Below are 19790 nucleotides of genomic sequence, written 5' to 3'. Positions count from 1 at the left end.
AGTTTGAACGTCTGGATAAATGGATGCGAATGAGGGTGCGAGCCTTTATGCGCAAAAAGAAATCTACGGTGTCAAATCGGCTGATTCCAATTAAAGCATTGGAATCAGCCGGAATGGTCTTTCTAACAAGTTTACTCACCACACGTTCCTAATTCAGGAGTGAAATAGGCAATCCGGCGACGGATGAAGGAAACTCACTCCTGAAGATGGGGAACTGACGAAGGAAAGCCGTGTGCGGGAAATCTGCATGCACGGTTTGACGGGGAGTCCGAGGGAGTAATCCCTCGTCTTACCCTACTTCCTGCCGCCTCCCAACCCCACAATTTTTTCGGTTTTCTGGGTTTGGGAACTGTGGTGATGAAGACGCGGAGTGGAAATTTGGAACTGTAGGAGCGGTAGCGGCCGCCTTTGTCTGCGGATTTCCACCGCGAACAGCGGTATAAATCAAGAAATCTGCAGACAAGAGCGGCCGGAAGTCCAAATCTTCCACGGAGTGACTCCCCTCCACCTCTCCCACCTCCAAACCGGAAAAATTGCATATAAATGAACATCATTTCCTTTGAAATAAACCTGTGTAAGCGCTTATCTGTTTGATATATTATTGAAACTGGAGGTGTATCCAGATGTTGTCTGCTTTTATCAAGCCAATCGTCAGGCTTAACGTCAAGCAGCAGCTCATCCTGCTGTTTCTAATTATGATCTCGCCCATCCTGATCCTTAACAGCTACGGTAATTACAAGGCTGAGGAAATCCTGAAGCGTCATGTGACCAATGCTTATGTGGAGCTGAACAAACAGAATTTTGCGATTATTAACAGAGACATAGATACGGTGAACAAAATCACCACCACGATCATCCAGAATCCGATTCTGCAGCGGCTGCATGTGAGCGGCGATGAACCAGTACTGGATCGGGTGGAGCGCTATGAAACGATAGAAAAGCTGCTTGGCAGCTATTCGCAGGGAGCTGAGCGCGGCGATGGAATCTATTACTCGTTGTACGTGTATGACCCCGATAATTATTATTTTTTTGCCCCTAATTTTCCACAGGTGAAGAAGGCGGGGGTTTATTTTTTCTCCAAGGGAGAGAAGCCATACTGGTTTGACCAGGTGGTCCAGCAGAAGGGCCGGGGTTATTTGATGTTCACGGAGAAGCTGAGTCCGCAGGCAGAGAATCTGAAGACGCTAACTTACGTCCGTGCGGTCAATAACATTTACAGGGGGGCGGGTACCGTCGGTGTGCTGGTTGTGACTAAGATGGAATCCAAAATCGGAGAGTCCCTCAAATCCATTTCGCTGCCTGAAGGTGAAATCTATTTAACCGATATGAACAACCGCGTGCTGGCTTCTACCACCAATGCCACAGGGGAAGTTATCGGCCTGCCGGAAGGGGCTGATCCCGGTGATCCCGAAGGAACAGAGGATATGATCACGGATGACTTTATCTATGTGGTGAACAACAATCATGCCTTCGCCCAGAAGCTGATCTACAAGGTTCCGGTACAAGCGCTGCTCCAGCAGCAGAAGGAAATGAAGCGGGTGATTCAATACATAACGGTTGCCTACGCGCTCTTTGGATTGATTATCATCACTTATTTCTGGCGCTCTCTAATGACTCCTCTTCAGAAGCTGGCTTTTTTTGTGCGCAAATATGAGCCGGGCAACCGTGTACCGGAGACGCCGCAAAGAGGGACAAATGATGAAGTCAGTGTGCTTATCGATTCCACCTATGATATGGCCCGCAGGCTGAACAGTCTTATCATGTACAAATACCAGATGGAGCTGAAGCAGAAGGAATCGCAACTGCAGCTGCTATATCAGCAGATCAATCCGCATTTGCTGTATAACACCCTGGAGAGCATCTATTGGAAAAGCTCGCTGGAAGGCAATGTGGAATCCGCGGAAATGATCAAGGAGCTGTCCAAGCTAATGAAGATCAGCTTAAGCCGGGGCCGGGAACTGATTACGCTGGAAGAGGAACTGGAGCATGCCAGCGCCTACATCAAGCTGCAACAGCACCGGTATGATTATGTGTTTACCGTTATTTGGAACATTGCCCCGGAGACCAAGGTCAATCTCATTCCCAAGATCACCCTTCAGCCTCTCATCGAAAATGCGATCATCCACGGAGTCAAAAATATGGATGAGGACGGGGAGATCATCATCACCTCGATTCTTCAAGAGGATACCATTGTAATTACTATAGAAGATAATGGTTACAAACAGGTGGATTACAAGGCCATTGAGCAGGTGCTGAATGATGAGAGCCCCCATCCGGAGAGCGGTTATGGCATCCGTAACATCAATCAGCGTGTGCATCTGCATTTTGGCCCGCATTATGGGATCAGCTATGCGCCTCGCAAGTGTGGAGGGACCGTCGTAACGGTTAAACTTCCGAAGTCGGAGAATCAAGAATGAAAGGTGGCCTACTATATGTTCAATATTCTGGTTGTAGACGATGAACCGCTGATTTGCAAAGGGCTCAGCAGTCTGCTGGCCTCCTCGGGGCTGGAGATCGATCGTATTTATACCGCGAACAGCGGTTTTGAAGCGCTGGACTGTATCCGCATGGAGGAGGTGGATCTGCTGGTGACCGATATCCAGATGGGAGCGATGAGCGGAATTGAGCTGATGCAACATGCGAAGCTGGCCAAACCGTGGGTGCAGACGATCATCATTTCTGCGCATGAGACATTTCAATATGCTCAGATGGCTGTCCGCCTGGGGGCGAAGGATTATTTGATCAAGCCGCTGAACAGCGAACATTTTCTGGATTCCGTTCGGAGTGTGCTGCTCAAAATGGATAAGCCTTCGCCGGAACTTGCGACCTTCATGGCCGGAATCGGGGAAAGCTTTCGTCTGGAGGAGCCGCTGCCCGAATACAGTAAGCTGCTGAATACGCTGATTCAAGACCCGAGCTCAGCACTAGGCGATGAGGAGAGGCTGCGGAAGCTGGATGAACTGAAGCTGCGGGGTCCTTTTTTCTCCGTGATCAAGATTAAGCTGCCACTGCCTGAGGAGAATAAGGTGCAGCAGTACACCTCCCGCGACCAGGAGCTACTGCGTTATGGAGCGCTTAATATTGCCAAGGAGCTGCTTGATCAGGAGTGGAGCACCGTAGCCTTTTATTCTCCTGAGGAAGAGATCACCGTCATTATCCAGTGGGATGAGAAAAATTATGAGGAGTCGGCAACAGGTCAGATCAACCGGTTGGATGTGCTTGGGCGCAGTCTGCATTTGAACATCCACAAGTATCTGCACCTGAACGCCGTGATCGGCATCAGTCAGATCCTCAAAGGCCTGTCATTTATGGATGTGCTGAACCGTCAGGCCGCAAAGGCTATTCAGTGGAACAAGGAACACTCGGATCATTATGTATTTTATTATGGAGATTTCAATTGGAGCAGCTATGCCGCCGATCCGTCACCCGAGGATATCTATACCCACAGTAACCTGATTGTGCAGAAAGCCAAGGCGTATATCGACGAGAATTATGCCCAGAAAGGCTTAACGATCCATGAGGTGGCCAAAAAAAACCACGTAAGCCCCAACTACCTAAGCTATCTGTTCAAAAAAAACACAGGCCATAACCTATGGGAATATGTGATCAAGCTGCGGATGGAGGAGAGCCGGGAGATGATTTTGCGTACGGATTTGCGCCGTTACGAGATCGCGGAGCGGGTCGGGTATGAATCGCCGGAGCATTTCAGCAAGATTTTCAAAAAATATTACGGTGTCAGTCCCAGCGAGCTGAAGAAGTAAGAACGCTTACGATTGCGGTAGATATAGACATGTTCAGTCCCCGGCTCCTTTCCTACAATTAATGCAGACAGTACTTGATGAAGTGCTGACAGACGAAAGGAATGAGGGAGCCAGATGAACCAAACCGCTGCAATCCGCGAGACGATACCGGTGAAGCCTGAGCGTAAACCGTACAAACAGAACCGGTGGAAAAAAAACTTTTGGGGATATATGTTTCTTGTGCCCGCCATTGTTATTTTTATTTTGTTCATGTGGGTTCCCATATTTAAAGGTTTTATGTACAGCTTCTATACCGTGGACTTCGTGAAGGGCAATACCTTTGTGGGTCTCGACAATTATTCCAGAGTGCTTTCGGACCCGGATGTACGGATTGCCGTGAAGAACACCCTCTATTACATGGTGCTCTGTCTCGTGATCGGTTTTTGGGTACCGATTGCTTTTGCAGTCGCTATTTCTGAGTTGCGGAAGTTCGGCGGCATGGTGCGCGTGGCTGCTTATCTGCCATTTGTATTGCCGGCTGTAGTACTGTATGGCCTGTGGAGATGGCTGTATGATCCGGTCGGTCCGATTAACGCTTTGCTGGGCACGATGGGAGCAGATCCAATCCCGTTTCTGACGGACAGCAGGTGGTCCATGATCTCGCTTGTCTTTATGGAAACCTGGCAGCAATTCGGGTCGGGGATGCTGATCTATCTGGCAGCTGTGCTTAGTATTCCGCGTGACTGGTACGAAGCCGCTGAAATTGACGGCGCTGGCGTGTGGGCCCGCATTCGCCATATTACGTTGCCGTCTTTGCGTAACCTCATTGTTCTGATGCTGATTCTGCAGATTATTGCCACCTCACAGGGATACCAGTCGCAGCTCGCTTTGCTTGATGGAGGGCCGAACAATACGACACTGACCTATGCGCTGCTGATTGTGAAGTATGCTTTTACCCGGCTCGATTATGGAACAGCGACGGCGCTGGGTATGCTGATGTTTGTGGTCCTGGGCGGTTTGGGGATTCTGCAGTTCAGACTGAACAAGGAGGACAACTAGCATGAAGAGCACTGACAGAGGCATTCTTTCCGAACATGATTTGAAAAAAACAAGCAATAAGTTCGTCTACGGGATTATGGTCTTCTTCATCCTGGTCATGGTCGTCACCATGCTCTATCCGATCCTGATGACGATGTTCAATGGACTCAAATCCAACGCTGAGGTCAATTCATTCCCGCCGCATTTTTTTCCGCAGGAGTGGCATTTCAGCAATTTGAAGGATGCGCTGAATTATATTGATCTGCTGATGTTCCTCAGGAACACATTGTATATTTTCGTGGGGAATATGGTCGTGACGCTGATTGTGCTCGGGCTGGCGTCCTTCAGCATTTCGCGGATGAACGTGCCGTACCGCAAGGTCTTTTATTTCTTCTTCCTGATGACTTTGTTTATCCCGGCGACCAGTTACATGATTCCGAACTTTGTGAATCTCAAGGAGCTTGGACTGCTGAACCAATATGCGGCGTTTTGGCTGCCAGCGGGGGCTAACACGTTCTACTTCCTGCTCCTGAAGAACTTTTTTGACGGGATTCATCCGGAGATATTTGAAGCTGCACGGATAGACGGGGCCTCGGAGCCCCGCAGCTTTTTTTCGATTGCGGTCCCCCTGTCCATACCCATATTTGCCACACTGGCGATCTTCATCTTCTCTACCGCCTGGAATGACTGGTTCTGGCCATCTCTTGTTATGCACACTGAGGATAAATACACACTAGCCACAGCGATCTATAAATATGTTATCGCCGTCAAGGCGCTCAATACCAATATCAAGTTCGCAATTCTTTTTCTGGTCTCGCTGCCGCCGATTCTCGTGTTCCTGGTGTTTCAGAAATTCATTATGCGAGGTGTGTCTTTGTCGGCAGTCAAGGGGTAGGAGAGGATGGGACCAGAGCGGCTTAGATCGTAAACCTGCACCTGAAAAGAATATAAATACACCTCGTTTGGAAAGGGTTTCTCTTTTAAGATGAATCTGTAAGCTAATTATGAATGGAAAAGGGGAGTTTCAATGCGTAAATTTTCCAGCGTCCTGGCTTGTCTGCTTGTGACAGGATCGTTGTTATCTGCCTGCGGCGGCAATAATAACAACAATAGCGCCAAGGGAACCAATGGTGGAGAAGCATCACCAGCGGCAACTGACAAAGCCGCAGACAACAGCAGCGCAGCTACCAACGCACCAGCAGATGATATCACCCAGCGCAAAGTCACCATTAAGATCCACTATCCTACACCGGACCTGACAGAGGTACGGGCCCAGGAGGATGACAAGATCAAGAGGTTCCAGGCGGAATATCCGAATGTAGAGATCGTTAAAGACGACTGGCAGTACAACGTTAGCGAAATCGGGGTGAAAATGGCTGCGAACGAAGCCCCGACCTTTTTCAATACGTATGCGACAGAAGCGAAATTCCTGGTTGAAAAAGGCTGGGTTGCAGACATAACCGATCTCTGGAATAAATACGAATACAAGGATCAGATCAATCCCGTACTGCAGAACCAGTTCATTATAGACGGCAAAGTCTACGGCATCACCCAGAAAGGCTATGTTACCACTACGATGATCAATAAGAAGATGCTTGATGACAAGGGCGTGGCTGTTCCGGCCATGGACTGGACATGGGATGACATGCTGAATACCGCCAAAGGAGTGGCAGACCCCAAAAAAGGCATCTCTGGTATTGCTCCAATGGGTAAAGGTAATGAAGCAGGCTGGAACTGGACCAACTTCCTGTTCGAAGCCGGCGGAGAAATCCAGAAGATTGACAGTGGCAAGGTGGTAGCTACTTTTAACTCTGATGCGGGTGTGAAGGCGCTGGACTTCTATAAGAAGCTGAGATGGGAAGTAAATGCTATTCCTCAAGACTGGGCACTGGGCTGGGGTGACGCCGTTGGCGCATTTCAGCAGGGGCGCACAGCGATGGTTATGGCCGGTTCGGATGGTGTGATTGAGCAAGCCCTGAATCAAGGTGGTCTGAAACCGGAGGATGTACTTACTTATCCAATGCCTGCTGCGGAAAAGGGCGGCAAGCACACGGGGGTGCTCGGCGGCGACTATCTGGTCATCAACCCGAACGCTAGCAAAGATGAGCAGGAGATGGCTTTCCGCTACATTACTTTTGATTACTTCTCTGACAAAGGCCTTGAAGCACTGGATGCCATTCTGCAGCAACGCAAAGCTGACGGCAAATACTTTATTCCGCCGCTTCTGGACTACTATGCCGCCGATTCTGATTTTGGCAAAAAAACCAAAGCAGTCTATGACAAGTACGATATTGTCTATCAATATAACCCGGATATTATGGCACTGCTGGATGGAAAGCCTGAAGCGCAATATAATACGCAGGACTATTATGCAACCATGTCCAATGTGATCCAGGAACTCTTCTCCAAAAAAGGCACAGACTCCAAAACCCAGCTTGACGCTGCAGCCAAGACCGTACAGCAGAAATTCTTTGATACGATTAAGGTAGAGTAGCGCAGGGGAAAAGGGCGAATATATGTAAATAGTACTATCTCTAAAAGGCCGGGAGACTTTCCGGTCCTTTTTGCTATTTTAATAGAGGCAAAGTACAGAAAAGCTGTTTTAAAGTGAAATATGTCAAATGAAAAAATTCACGTTCGCATAAACGACAAAAATTAAGCTGAATTTAAACATAAAATGGGAAATAATCCTGAATGTGATCGAATGAAAGCGCTTTGAAAACAAATCAAAAAAAACTTTATACTTTGTGAAAGATTTCACTATACAACCCGTGGGAGAATGTGATAAGATAAGTGTGTAGAGAAAAACAACCTAAAAATTGACAGGAGGACGAGGGAGATGGCAGTTAAGAACGAAGTCGCCGCCCAAGTGAAACAAACCACCGCTGAAGAGTATATTCAGACTTTGGTGGATAAAGCAAAGAAAGCTCAAGAAGCTTATATGGAGCTGGATCAAGAGCAGGTTAACACAATCGTTCATGCAATGGCGTTGGCAGGACTCGACAAGCATATGTACTTGGCAAAGCTGGCTGTAGAAGAAACAGGCCGCGGCGTATATGAAGACAAAATCACGAAGAACATCTTCGCAACAGAATATATCTGGCACGGCATTAAGTATGACAAAACAGTAGGTGTAGTAGAAGACAATCAATACGAAAGTTTCCAGAAGATTGCTGAACCAGTCGGGATCGTTATGGGGATCACACCGGTAACTAACCCAACATCCACTACGATGTTCAAAGCATTGATCGCTGCTAAGACACGTAACCCTATTATATTCGGTTTCCATCCATCTGCGCAAGAGTGTAGCGCCGCAGCAGCCAAAATTCTCCATGACGCAGCTGTAAAAGCTGGTGCTCCTGAGAACTGCATTCAGTGGATCGAGCTTCCTACAATGGACAAAACAAACGCACTGATGAACAATCCAGACGTAGCGCTGATCCTGGCAACAGGCGGTTCCGCAATGGTAAAAGCAGCTTACAGCTGTGGTAAACCAGCTCTTGGCGTAGGTCCTGGTAACGTACCTGCCTTCATTGAAAAGAGTGCAGATATCGATCAGGCAGTAACCGACCTTATCCTTTCCAAAACATTCGACAATGGTATGATCTGCGCTTCCGAGCAAGCAGTTATCATTGAAGAAGCAATCTTTGACCAAGTGAAGAAGAAAATGATCGCTAACGGCTGCTACTTTGTAAATAAAGAAGAAGCTGCCAAGTTGACAAGCGGCGCTATGAACGTAGAAAAATGCGCAGTAAACCCTGCAATTGTAGGTCAATCCGCAGTGAAAATTGCTGAAATGTGCGGAATTCAAGTTCCTGCCGGCACGAAGATTCTGGTAGCTGAGCTTGAAGGCGTAGGCACCAAATATCCGCTGTCCGCTGAAAAATTGAGCCCGGTTCTTGCTTGCTACAAAGTTAAAAACGCAGACCAGGGTATCGAACGCGCAGCACAGATTGTTGAATTTGGCGGTATGGGCCACAGCTCGGCCATCCACTCCAACAACGAAGAAGTGATCATGAAGTTCTCGCACCGTCTGCAAACAGGACGTATTCTCGTCAATTCACCTTCCACACATGGCGCAATCGGCGATATCTACAATACGAATATCCCTTCACTGACTCTGGGCTGCGGATCTTACGGCCGCAACTCTGTATCGCAGAACGTAACTGCCATCAATCTGATCAACGTGAAAAGGGTGAACCGTCGTACCGTGAATATGCAATGGTTTAAAGTACCTGACAAAATTTACTTCGAAAAGGGATCCACTCAATACCTGGCTAAAATGCCTGACATCACACGGGTAGCTATCATCACTGACCCAATGATGGTTAAACTGGGCTATGTAGAAAGAGTTGAGCACTACCTGCGTCAACGCCAGACTCCAGTAGCGATCGAAGTGTTCTCTGAAGTTGAACCGGATCCATCGACTACTACTGTAGAAAAAGGTACTGCAATGATGAACAGATTCCAACCGGACTGCATCATCGCACTCGGCGGCGGTTCCCCTATGGATGCTGCCAAAGGCATGTGGTTGTTCTACGAACACCCAGACGCTGACTTTAACGGCCTGAAACAGAAGTTCATGGATATCCGCAAACGTGTATACAAATTCCCTAAGCTTGGAAACAAAGCGAAATTCGTAGCGATTCCAACTACTTCGGGTACAGGTTCGGAAGTAACATCTTTCGCGGTTATTACTGACAAAACTACTGCCAACAACACTAAATACCCATTGGCTGATTATGAGCTGACTCCAGACGTAGCTATCATCGATCCTGAATTTGTATACAGCTTGCCAAAAACAGCTGTAGCTGATACAGGTATGGACGTATTGACTCATGCCATCGAAGCTTACGTTTCCGTAATGGCAAGTGACTACTCGGATGGTCTGGCTATCAAAGCTATCCAATTGGTGTTCCAATACCTTGAAAAATCGGCATTGCAAGGCGACAAACTTGCCCGCGAAAAAATGCATAACGCATCTACGCTGGCTGGTATGGCATTTGCCAACGCATTCCTGGGTATCAACCACAGCTTGGCGCACAAATGGGGCGGACAGTATCACACCGCTCACGGCCGCACCAATGCGATTCTGATGCCGCACGTAATCCGCTACAACGCTAAAAAACCTACAAAGTTCGCTTCGTTCCCTAAATATTCTCACTTTGTAGCTGACGAACGTTATGCTGAAATCGCACGGATTCTGGGATTGCCAGCACGCACTACTGAAGAAGGTGTAACAAGCCTGATCAACGCGATCCGCGACATGAACAAAAAACTCGGCATTGAAGAGTCGTTCCAAGCACTTGGTTTCGATCCTAAGGATTTCGAATCCCGTGTAGACTACTTGGCTGACCGTGCATTTGAAGACCAATGCACAACTGCCAACCCTAAGCTGCCACTGGTTTCTGAACTTGCTGATGTATACCGGAATGCTTTCTACGGCAGATTCGATAACTAATTAACGGTTGTTTAGCAAAAAATGAGTTTATAGGTTAATATGGGACTGGATGGAAGTGACAAATATCACCGGAAGAGTGATATTTGTCACAGTCCTTTTTCAGAAAATAAACTAAAATGTTTATATAAACAACGGTCCCGGTTATGAAGATGCAATTGTGAAATTTATAACAACCAGATCTTTTTGGGATCACGAGACACGGGATTAACCTTCAAGCCCGCGATCTCTACAAATATACTAAATATAAATGGAGGGATTTAGCATGTCGGTGATTGAAAAAGATGTACAAGAGGTTAAGTCTGGATGGCGCGGTTTTGCAAAAGGTAAATGGTCCAGAAAAGTAAACGTGAATGATTTTATTGAAAAGAACATCAAGCCTTATCTTGGCAAGGAAGATTTCCTTGCAGGCCCTACTTACAATACTACTGAACTATGGAAAATCGTATCTGAAATGACCAAGCAGGAAATTGCTAATGGCGGTGTGCTGGATGTGGATGTTAATACCGTATCCACTATCGTATCGCACAACCCTGGTTATATTGACAAAGACAAAGAACAAATTGTCGGTGTTCAAACAGATGCGCCTTTCAAACGTTCTATTCAACCTTTCGGCGGAATCAAGATGATGATCGATGCTACCAAGGCTTACGGCTTCGAACTTCCGCAAAACATTGTTGAAATGTTCACGAACATCCGCAAAACGCATAACCAAGGCGTATTTGATGCATATACCTCTGAAATGAGAGCTGTTCGTAAAGCAGGTATTATCACTGGTCTTCCTGATGCTTACGGCCGTGGCCGTATTATCGGTGACTACCGTCGTGTAGCTCTTTACGGCATTGATTTCCTGATCAAAGAAAAGAAACAAGACCTTAACAACCTTGAAGTTGATTCCATGACCGAAAGTGTTATTCGTCTTCGTGAAGAAATTTCTGAACAGATTCGTGCACTTGGCGAATTGAAAAAGATGGCTGAAATGCATGGAATGGATATCTCCAAACCTGCAAATAATGCTAAAGAAGCTTTCCAATGGGTGTACTTCGGTTACCTGGCTGCTATCAAAGAACAGAACGGTGCTGCAATGTCCCTGGGACGCGTATCCTCTTTCCTTGATATCTATGTAGAACGTGACCTTGCAGAAGGTACACTGACTGAAGAACAAGCACAGGAACTGACAGATCACTTCATCATGAAACTGCGTATTGTTAAATTCTTGCGTACTCCTGATTACAATGAACTGTTCAGTGGAGACCCAACTTGGGTTACTGAATCCATTGGCGGTATGTCTGTAGACGGAACTACACGCGTAACCAAGAACAGCTTCCGTTTCCTGCACACCCTGTACAATCTGGGACCAGCTCCAGAGCCAAACCTGACTGTACTGTGGTCTGAAAAATTGCCAGAAGGCTTCAAAAAATTCTGTGCTAAGGTTTCCATCGAAACCAGCTCAATTCAATATGAAAATGACGATTTGATGCGTCCAATCTACGGTGATGACTACGGTATTGCTTGCTGCGTATCCGCAATGCGTATCGGTAAACAAATGCAGTTCTTCGGAGCTCGTGCCAACCTGGCAAAAGCTTTGCTGTATGCTATCAACGGTGGTGTGGATGAAAAGTCCGGCGTACAGGTAGGACCTGAACTGCCACGCATCACTTCCGATGTATTGGATTATCAAGAAGTAATGAAACGCTTCAAACCAATGATGGAGTGGTTGGCTAAGACTTACATGAACACACTGAATGTCATCCACTACATGCATGATAAATATTCTTATGAACGTATTGAAATGGCTCTGCATGACCGCGATATCCTGCGGACTATGGCTTGTGGTATTGCTGGTCTGTCCGTTGCGACTGACTCCCTGAGCGCCATTAAATATGCTAAAGTTAAACCTATCCGCAATGAAGAAGGTATTGCCATCGACTTTGAAATCGAAGGTGAATTCCCTTGCTACGGCAACAACGACGATTCCGTTGACAACATTGCTGTAGAACTGGTTGAATCATTCATGACGATGATCCGCAAACACCACGCTTACCGTGATGCTCTGCCAACTCAATCGATCCTGACGATTACTTCCAACGTTGTGTATGGTAAGAAAACTGGTACTACTCCTGATGGACGTAAAAAAGGCGAACCATTCGCTCCAGGTGCCAACCCAATGCACGGACGTGATAAGAAAGGCGCTTTGGCTTCCCTGAGCTCCGTAGCTAAACTGCCATACGAAGATAGCTTGGATGGTATCTCCAACACCTTCTCCATCGTGCCAAAAGCACTGGGTAAAGAAGAAGAAGGACGTAAATCCAACCTGGTATCGATGCTTGATGGATATTTCGCAAGCAAAGGTCATCACCTGAATGTTAACGTATTTGCCCGCGAACAATTGCTGGATGCTATGGAGCACCCTGAGAACTACCCACAATTGACTATCCGCGTATCCGGCTATGCTGTTAACTTCATCAAGTTGACTCGCGAACAACAAATGGATGTAATCAACCGCACATTCCATGGTGCAATGTAATATACAAACATTTGCTTGAGTTTTAGGGATACAGTGAAATAGCTGCAAGGTGTACCGCCCTTGTCTCAAGGGCGGTACTATCTTGTTTAAGATTGATTAAAATTTTAAATTTTCGAAAGGATGACATCATATGGCTAATGGACATATACACTCCTTAGAAACCTTTGGAACCGTTGACGGGCCGGGTATTCGTTTTGTCTTGTTCATGCAGGGTTGCCTCTTGAAATGCCAATACTGCCATAATCCAGACACATGGGGTTTGAATGAAGGCAGAGAAATGAGTATTGATGAGGTACTGGCTGAAATTGAGCCTTACCTGAATTATTACCGTTCCTCCGGCGGCGGTCTGACCGTTTCGGGTGGTGAACCGACTTTACAGGCACATTTTGTGAAACAGCTGTTCACCGAAGTGAAGAAGCGCTGGAATTTGCATACCACACTTGATACTAACGGATACAATGAAGGTGATAAGATCAATGATCTGCTCGAACAAACGGATCTCGTCTTGCTTGATTTGAAGCACATTGATGATGAAGCACATATCAAACTTACCGGTAAGTCCAATGAACGTACCCTGAAGCTGGCTCGTTGGCTGTCTGACCATGACCGTAAGATGTGGATCCGCCATGTGTATGTGCCGGGTATTCATGACCGTGAAGAGGATTTAATCAATTTGGGACGCTTCATTGGCACATTGAATGGTGTCGAAAAATTCGAAATTCTCCCCTATCATCAAATGGGTATCTATAAATGGGAAGTACTTGGAAGACCTTATGAGCTTGAGGGAGTGCCTTCACCAACGGAAGAAGAAGTTCAGCGTGCCTACCGGTTAATTGAAGAAGGCCGCAAGCAAACCGCATTAGTCTAATCCCGCCACACCAAAACCGATCCAATAGTGTAATTACTGTTGGGGCGGTTTTTTTTGTGTAAAATAGATTTGGGAAATATACACACCAGAAGTTAGGAAACATAACGCTATTTGATAGATAATAGATATGAGTCCGCTTACATAAGAGGTTTTTATCCCTAGAGTGGATGAATCTTAACCTTACGGTTCCAAACCTAGTTTTCTATAATAAGAAATGTAAGGGAAATCAACATAGGGAGGGTCACCCATAATGAAGAAAAGTGTAACATTGCTATTGTCTCTGCTGTTTGTAAGCTCGGCGATCATGGCTGGCTGCGGCAACAACAACAATTCCGCTGGTAACCAAGGTGAGGCGGCTGCAACTAATGCAGCGAAAGCTACGGACACACCAGCTACCGAGGAACCGGCCAGCAGCGAGCCTTTTGAAATGACCATTCGTCATACGCAAGTAGGTGCCGACAAACAGAAACGCTTGGCTATCCTGGAAGATGTTGTAGGAAAAGTACAGGCAGAAGTGCCAGGACTCACTTTTAAGTTGGATGGTGTGGACTCTGATGTGAACCGCAAGGAGAAGCTGCGGGGTGAAATGGCGGCGGGGAATCCGCCTGAGATTTTTGATCTCTTCGGCAGTCCTGACTCTAAAATTTATGCCAAAGAAGGTAAATTGCTCGATCTCACACCGATTCTAGAAGAACTGGGCATCAAAGATAAATTTTCGAATCTCGATCCATTTACGTACGAAGGTAAAATATACGGGCTGCCAATCGGCGGCTCCGGTGAAGGTTTCTTCTATAATAAAGAATACTATGCGAGTAAGGGCTGGAAGGCTCCAACAACCTTTGCTGAATTAGAGCAGCAGCTGGCTGCTATCAAAGCCGACGGCAAAGTGCCGCTGGCGGGTGCTTCCAAAGCGGGTTGGGTTCCGCTAATGCTTGCGAACCATCTCTGGTCGCGGTATGCAGGTCCGGATGTTACGGCTAAGTTCGCCACCGGTGAAGCCAAATGGAGTGATCCCAATGTAGTGAAGGGTTTTGCCAAGTACAAGGAATGGGAAGATAAAGGCTACTTCAAAAAGGGCGAGCTTGGTTTCGAATATGCTGAATACACAACCCAGTTCACCAGTGGTGAAGCAATCCTGATGTACGATGGTACATGGAAGTCCTCCGTATTCAAGGCTGGGCAATCCGGTGAAGGCTTGATCGGCAAGGTCGGCTTCTTCAATATTCCAGCTGTGGAAGGTGGAGTTGGCGATCAGACAGCCTTGATGCGTGACGTGAATAACGGTTATGGCTTTTCTGCTTCTGCGGGTGAGGACGAACGGCAGCTGGCAGCAGTGAAGTCTTTTATCAAAAATATGTACAATGAGGAAATGCAGCTGCGCGGATTGGTTGAAGACGGTGTACTGCCGGCTATGAAGATTGATCAGGCAGTGTTAACTAAAAATATCACGGATGATCTGATGAGTGAAATTGTAGCTGTTCTGAATAGCTCCGAGTCTTCATTCCCGGCCTTCGACTCTCTCGTACAGGCGGATGTCACTACCGAAATCAGCAATATTCAGATTCAAAAGCTGATCGGCGGTCAGACGACACCTGAGAAAATGGGAGGGGCTCTGCAAAAAGTTCAAGAGGAGGCCAATGCAGCAGTGGAATAAGGTTCGGTGAACAGAATGTGCCCTGGTGCTTGCTCCAGGGTGCATTTTTATAAAAATATAAGGCACAGAGCTCCTTGATTCTCATGTAATCGGAGGAAAGTCATGAATAAATCACTTAAAAATCCGCTGGTGTTCACCTTATTTATTTTACCTGCATTGATCTTGTTTTTGATGTTCTTCATTTATCCGATATTCAGCTCGCTATATTACAGTCTTACCAGCTGGAACGGCGTTTCAGACACCGTAAAGTACACAGGAATGAGTAATTTTGAAAAAGCCCTGGGCGATGAGCGCTTCTGGGTATCTGTTAAAAACAACGGTTGGTTTATATTGTTTTCCGTATTCGTTCAGGTTCCCCTTATTATTCTGTTCTCTCTGCTGATTGCTAATGTCAAAAAGCTGAAGGGACTCTATAAGACGGCAGTCTTTATGCCTTCCATTATGTCTACGGCGGTTATTGGCATCCTGTGGGGGTTCATCTATGAGCCCAATATCGGGCTGTTCAATAAATTGCTGGGGGTTATAGGAATTGAACCGGTATACTGGCTGTCGGATGAACGGTTCGCCATGCTGTCTATACTGATAACCAATGCCTGGCAGTGGACCGGCTTTTACATTGTAATGGTGCTAGCAGCGATTCTATCCATTCCAGGAGAACTGGATGAGGCCGCGGCCATTGACGGTGCAACGGGCTTCCAGCGGGCTACACGCATTACTTTGCCGCTAATCGTTCCGATCATTTCCGTTGTTATCATGCTATCCATTGCCGGGGCCATGAAGGCAGCAGATATCGTCATCGTTATGACGAAAGGTGGACCGGCAGGTTCAACCGAGGTAATGGCTACCTACATGATCAAATATGCTATCACTAACTTTAAATATGGGTACGGGAACGCCATAGCCGTTCTGATCTTTATGTTCACGCTTGTGGTTACAGCACTTTATCATCTGCTGTTCTCCCGGCGTAATGAAAGGATTGAGTACTAATGGCGCGAACCTTGAAAAAGAGCATACCTCATATCGCATTGCTGGGTTATCTTGTAGTTGTTTTGTTTCCTTTTCTTTTTGTATTGTTCTCTTCTGTGAAGAAGGACAATAATGCCATAGCGCTGAATCCTTTTGGAATTCCGAAGGAGTTTGTGTTTAACAATTATGTTGAGGCTTGGGTGAATGCCAAGATCAGTACGTACTTTTTTAACAGCTTATACATTTCTATATTGTCATCTGTAGTATCTATTCTGCTGGCTTCCATGTTCGCCTTTGCGGTTACGCGGATGCGCCAGGGCAAGTGGAACCAAATCCTGTTCTCACTGGTGCTGATAGGGATGCTGATTCCGAATAATGCGCTGATGCTGCCGATTTATACGATTGTACGCAAGCTCCATATTCTGAACACCCACTGGGCACTGATTATCCCCTATATCGCCAACGCGATTCCATTCACGATTATTATTTTGGCGGCGTTTATGCGCTCTTTGCCCAGTGAAATTGAGGAAGCTGCTGTTATGGATGGCTTGAAGGCCCCGGGTATCTTTGCTAGAATTATTGTACCTTTGACGGTTCCCGCCATGGTTACAGTATTCATTGTTAATTTCCTGGGAAATTGGAATGAGTTTTTGTTGGCCAACTATTTTCTTTCGAATGACGAGCTGCGCACACTTCCGGTGGGAATGGTCCAATTCCGTGATCAGTATCAGATGAACTATGCGCAGATGTCCGCAGGCATTGTCTATAGTGTGCTGCCGGTCGTAATTATTTACGCCATTTTGCAGGAGAAGATTATTGAAGGGGTTACAGCGGGCAGCGTAAAAGGATAATCCTATTCACAGTCAGGGGCACTAGCCGATGAATTTGCGCTACAAGTTGTTTACGGCGTTTTTGGGCCTGATTATCATTCCTCTGTTTATTCTTGGCATGATTATGTTTTTTGTGACTTATAATTCAATTGAGAAGAAGTACAGCCAGCAATCCGAGTATTCGCTCAAAGCCATCAGCTACAGCATATCCAGTGTCTTCAAGGACATGGACAACGTCACCGATAACGGAATTGCCACCTCGGTATTTCATATGGCACTTAGTGCAGAAGACCCGTCCACACAGGATTTGACCGATGCCGAGCAGCTTAGTCTGAATGCCAGCCAGCGCAATTTCCGCAGTCTTTTGTACAATCATCCATCGATCAGCTATGCTTTTCTCTACAATTTTAACGGGAAAGGCAGCTCGGAGATCGTCTCTATCTTCAATAAGGAGAATTTCCGTACACTCCCCTATGACAAGTTCAAGGGAAGTGAGCTGTATCAGGAGGTCATGAAGCTGAACGGAGTGCCCAAATGGATTGCACCTCATGAATATCCGGAACTGACCGGAACGGAGGCTGTATTTACGCAGATCCGGCTGGTGAAGGAACTAAGCTTTTTTCAGAATATCGGTATTCTGGTGGTGCAGATCAAAAACTGGGAATTCGAATCAATCTTCCGCAATCTCAAAATCGGGGATAGTGACCAGAAGGTTTCCTTTATGCTTGTGAACGATGATGGCATGATTCTGTTTGATCCGGACCGCAAGCTGGATGGCCAGGACTTCCACTCCTTTACAGCGAAGAACTTCACTTTTCAAAAAGGCTTCCAAAGCTTCAGAACAGAGTTCGATGGGGAGAAAAGCATACTTTCGGTCTATCATCTTAAGGATTATCCCTGGAGTCTTGTCTCCATTACCTCCTGGGATTCTCTGTCCCGGGAAGTAACAGTGTTCGCCCGATGGTTTGTGGTGGTAATCTTCTTGTGCCTGCTGGGTGCAGTCATATTTAACTTGTTTTTCATGAACCGGATTACGGGCGGTATTGCTGTTATAGTCCGGTTTATGCGGCGGGTGGAGGATGGAGATCTCACTACGCGTGTGGAGGAGAAGGGCAGCGACGAAATGACACTGCTTGCGCGGGGCTTCAATGATCTGATGGATAAAATTAACAGTTTATTCAATAGGGTGCATGTGGAGCAGCATCGGAAAAACCAGGCTGAAATGCGGGTGCTTCAGGCACAGATCAAGCCACATTTTCTGTTCAATACGCTGGAATCCATTAATGTGCTCGCTGTACAGAATGAAGGCCGTAAGGTCAGCGAGATGGTCTACAGGCTGGCCAGCATCCTTCGCATCAGCATTCAGGACAGGGATGAAATTACACTGGATGAGGAAGTTACGCACCTTCGCAATTATTTGGATATTCAGAAATTCCGCTTTGAGGATATCTTCGATTATGAGATTGATATTCCCCAGGAGCTGTTAGGCTGTGGCGTCCTCAAGCTTACCCTGCAGCCGCTTGTCGAGAATAGCATCCAGCACGGGTTCGAAGGGATCGAATACAAGGGGATGGTTAGTGTAAAAGGCTGGGAAGAGCGGGGGAATCTGATTCTGCAGATTAAGGATAACGGGATTGGGATGAGCTCAGCCCAGCTGTCCATGTTCCAGTATATGGTGAGTGAATCAGGAGAGGCTGCCGAAACCCTCACCGGGAATAAGCCGGAGCATGGCATTCATCTGGAGCGGCGCGGGCTTGGTGTACGCAGTGTAGCTGACCGCATCCGGATTGAATATGGAGACAGATATGGGATATTTATCTGCGCAAGTCCGGGAGAAGGTACCATTATCCAATGCGTCATCCCAAAATACGGGCAGGGGGAAGATCATTATGCTAAAGGTATTATTGGTTGACGATGAAGCCCCTATACTGGGCAATCTGCGTCGTGTGCTGCCATGGCAGGAAATGGGGATGGAGATCACCGGCATGGCCCGCAGTGGAATGGAGGCGCTCCGGATTGCTGAGGAACAAGCCCCGGATCTTGTACTCTGCGACATCCGTATGCCCGTCATGGATGGATTAACATTCATCGGTAAGCTGCGCGAGATGGGACTGGACAGCGAGGTTCTGCTGCTTAGCGGTTATCAGGAGTTCGATTATGCACGGGAAGCCATCCGGCTTGGGGTGAAGGAATATATCTGCAAGCCGATTCATTATGAAGAGCTGGGCAACAAGGTGCGGGAAATGGGCACGCGAATCCGCAGTAAACAGTATAAGGATAAGCTGTTCAACAGCATTCCGCTGTTCCAGGAGCAGCCGCCGGATGAGGATTCTGCTCGGAAAACACCGGAACAGCTGATGAATCTGGCGGCCCAATATATGTCGGAGCGGCTGAATTATGATCTGGGCATTGAGGAAGTGGCGAATAAAATTGGCATTAGCAGCAGCTATTTTTGTCTTCTGTTCAAGAACCGCTTTGCCATGACCTTTGTGGAATATGTAACGCAACAGCGTATGGAGGCAGCGAAGTTCATGCTGGCAAGCAGTGATAAGAGCATTACTGCGATTAGCGCAGGGGTGGGTTATCAGGAGCGCCGATATTTTACAAAAGTGTTCCAGAAACAGACGGGAATGACCCCCAAGGAATACCGTGACCTGCATAGAACGCCGGAGACTCGGTAAGTTTAGGGATAGATACACCCGAAGAGGC

The 19790-nt window shown here is 46.9% G+C and carries 13 protein-coding genes; all 13 read left to right on the top strand.

Features of this window, described 5'->3' with window-relative positions; genetic code table 11:
- Nucleotides 1-623: 623 nt before the first annotated feature.
- The 13 genes from A3849_RS25395 to A3849_RS25335 all read left to right on the top strand — a co-directional run bounded on the left by A3849_RS25395 (nt 624) and on the right by A3849_RS25335 (nt 19762).
- A complete protein-coding gene (locus A3849_RS25395; RefSeq protein ID WP_074113882.1) occupies nt 624-2417 on the top strand; it encodes a cache domain-containing sensor histidine kinase in 1794 nt (597 codons plus the stop codon).
- Between the two features lie 15 nt (nt 2418-2432).
- Complete coding sequence (locus A3849_RS25390) at nt 2433-3761, top strand: response regulator (RefSeq protein ID WP_074113881.1); 1329 nt, start codon at nt 2433-2435, stop codon at nt 3759-3761.
- A 114-nt stretch (nt 3762-3875) separates the two neighbouring features.
- Entirely contained in the window at nt 3876-4799 is a 924-nt protein-coding gene (locus A3849_RS25385) for a carbohydrate ABC transporter permease (RefSeq protein WP_074113880.1), read from the top strand.
- Between the two features lies 1 nt (nt 4800).
- The gene (locus A3849_RS25380) at nt 4801-5673 is read left to right on the top strand and encodes a carbohydrate ABC transporter permease (RefSeq protein ID WP_074113879.1); all 873 of its coding nucleotides are present in this window, start codon (nt 4801-4803) and stop codon (nt 5671-5673) included.
- Between the two features lie 132 nt (nt 5674-5805).
- Nucleotides 5806-7272, top strand: a complete 1467-nt coding sequence (locus tag A3849_RS25375; protein ID WP_074113878.1) for an ABC transporter substrate-binding protein — start codon at nt 5806-5808, stop codon at nt 7270-7272.
- A 345-nt stretch (nt 7273-7617) separates the two neighbouring features.
- A complete protein-coding gene (gene adhE / locus A3849_RS25370; RefSeq protein ID WP_074113877.1) occupies nt 7618-10239 on the top strand; it encodes a bifunctional acetaldehyde-CoA/alcohol dehydrogenase in 2622 nt (873 codons plus the stop codon).
- A 262-nt stretch (nt 10240-10501) separates the two neighbouring features.
- A complete protein-coding gene (gene pflB, locus A3849_RS25365; RefSeq protein WP_074113876.1) occupies nt 10502-12763 on the top strand; it encodes a formate C-acetyltransferase in 2262 nt (753 codons plus the stop codon).
- A gap of 130 nt (nt 12764-12893) precedes the next feature.
- Entirely contained in the window at nt 12894-13631 is a 738-nt protein-coding gene (gene pflA, locus A3849_RS25360; RefSeq protein WP_074085318.1) for a pyruvate formate-lyase-activating protein, read from the top strand.
- A gap of 250 nt (nt 13632-13881) precedes the next feature.
- Nucleotides 13882-15285 carry an extracellular solute-binding protein gene (locus A3849_RS25355; protein WP_178382799.1) on the top strand — a complete coding sequence of 468 codons (1404 nt, stop codon included), beginning with the start codon at nt 13882-13884 and terminating at the stop codon, nt 15283-15285.
- Between the two features lie 102 nt (nt 15286-15387).
- Entirely contained in the window at nt 15388-16272 is an 885-nt protein-coding gene (locus A3849_RS25350) for a carbohydrate ABC transporter permease (RefSeq protein ID WP_074113874.1), read from the top strand.
- The gene (locus tag A3849_RS25345) at nt 16272-17102 is read left to right on the top strand and encodes a carbohydrate ABC transporter permease (RefSeq protein ID WP_074085315.1); all 831 of its coding nucleotides are present in this window, start codon (nt 16272-16274) and stop codon (nt 17100-17102) included. Before A3849_RS25350 ends, A3849_RS25345 begins: the two co-directional genes overlap by 1 nt.
- 28 nt (nt 17103-17130) lie before the next feature.
- On the top strand, nt 17131-18993 hold the full coding sequence (locus A3849_RS25340) for a cache domain-containing sensor histidine kinase (RefSeq protein WP_074113873.1): 1863 nt from the start codon (nt 17131-17133) through the stop codon (nt 18991-18993).
- Nucleotides 18971-19762 (top strand): response regulator transcription factor, encoded by a 792-nt coding sequence (locus A3849_RS25335; RefSeq protein WP_074113872.1) that lies wholly within the window; start codon nt 18971-18973, stop codon nt 19760-19762. The genes A3849_RS25340 and A3849_RS25335 overlap by 23 nt, the downstream gene beginning before the upstream one ends.
- Nucleotides 19763-19790 lie beyond the last annotated feature (28 nt).

This window comes from Paenibacillus sp. P46E (genome assembly GCF_001909095.1).
Taxonomy (GTDB): domain Bacteria; phylum Bacillota; class Bacilli; order Paenibacillales; family Paenibacillaceae; genus Paenibacillus_AQ; species Paenibacillus_AQ helianthi.
This window is presented reverse-complemented; position numbering and strand designations above follow the sequence as displayed.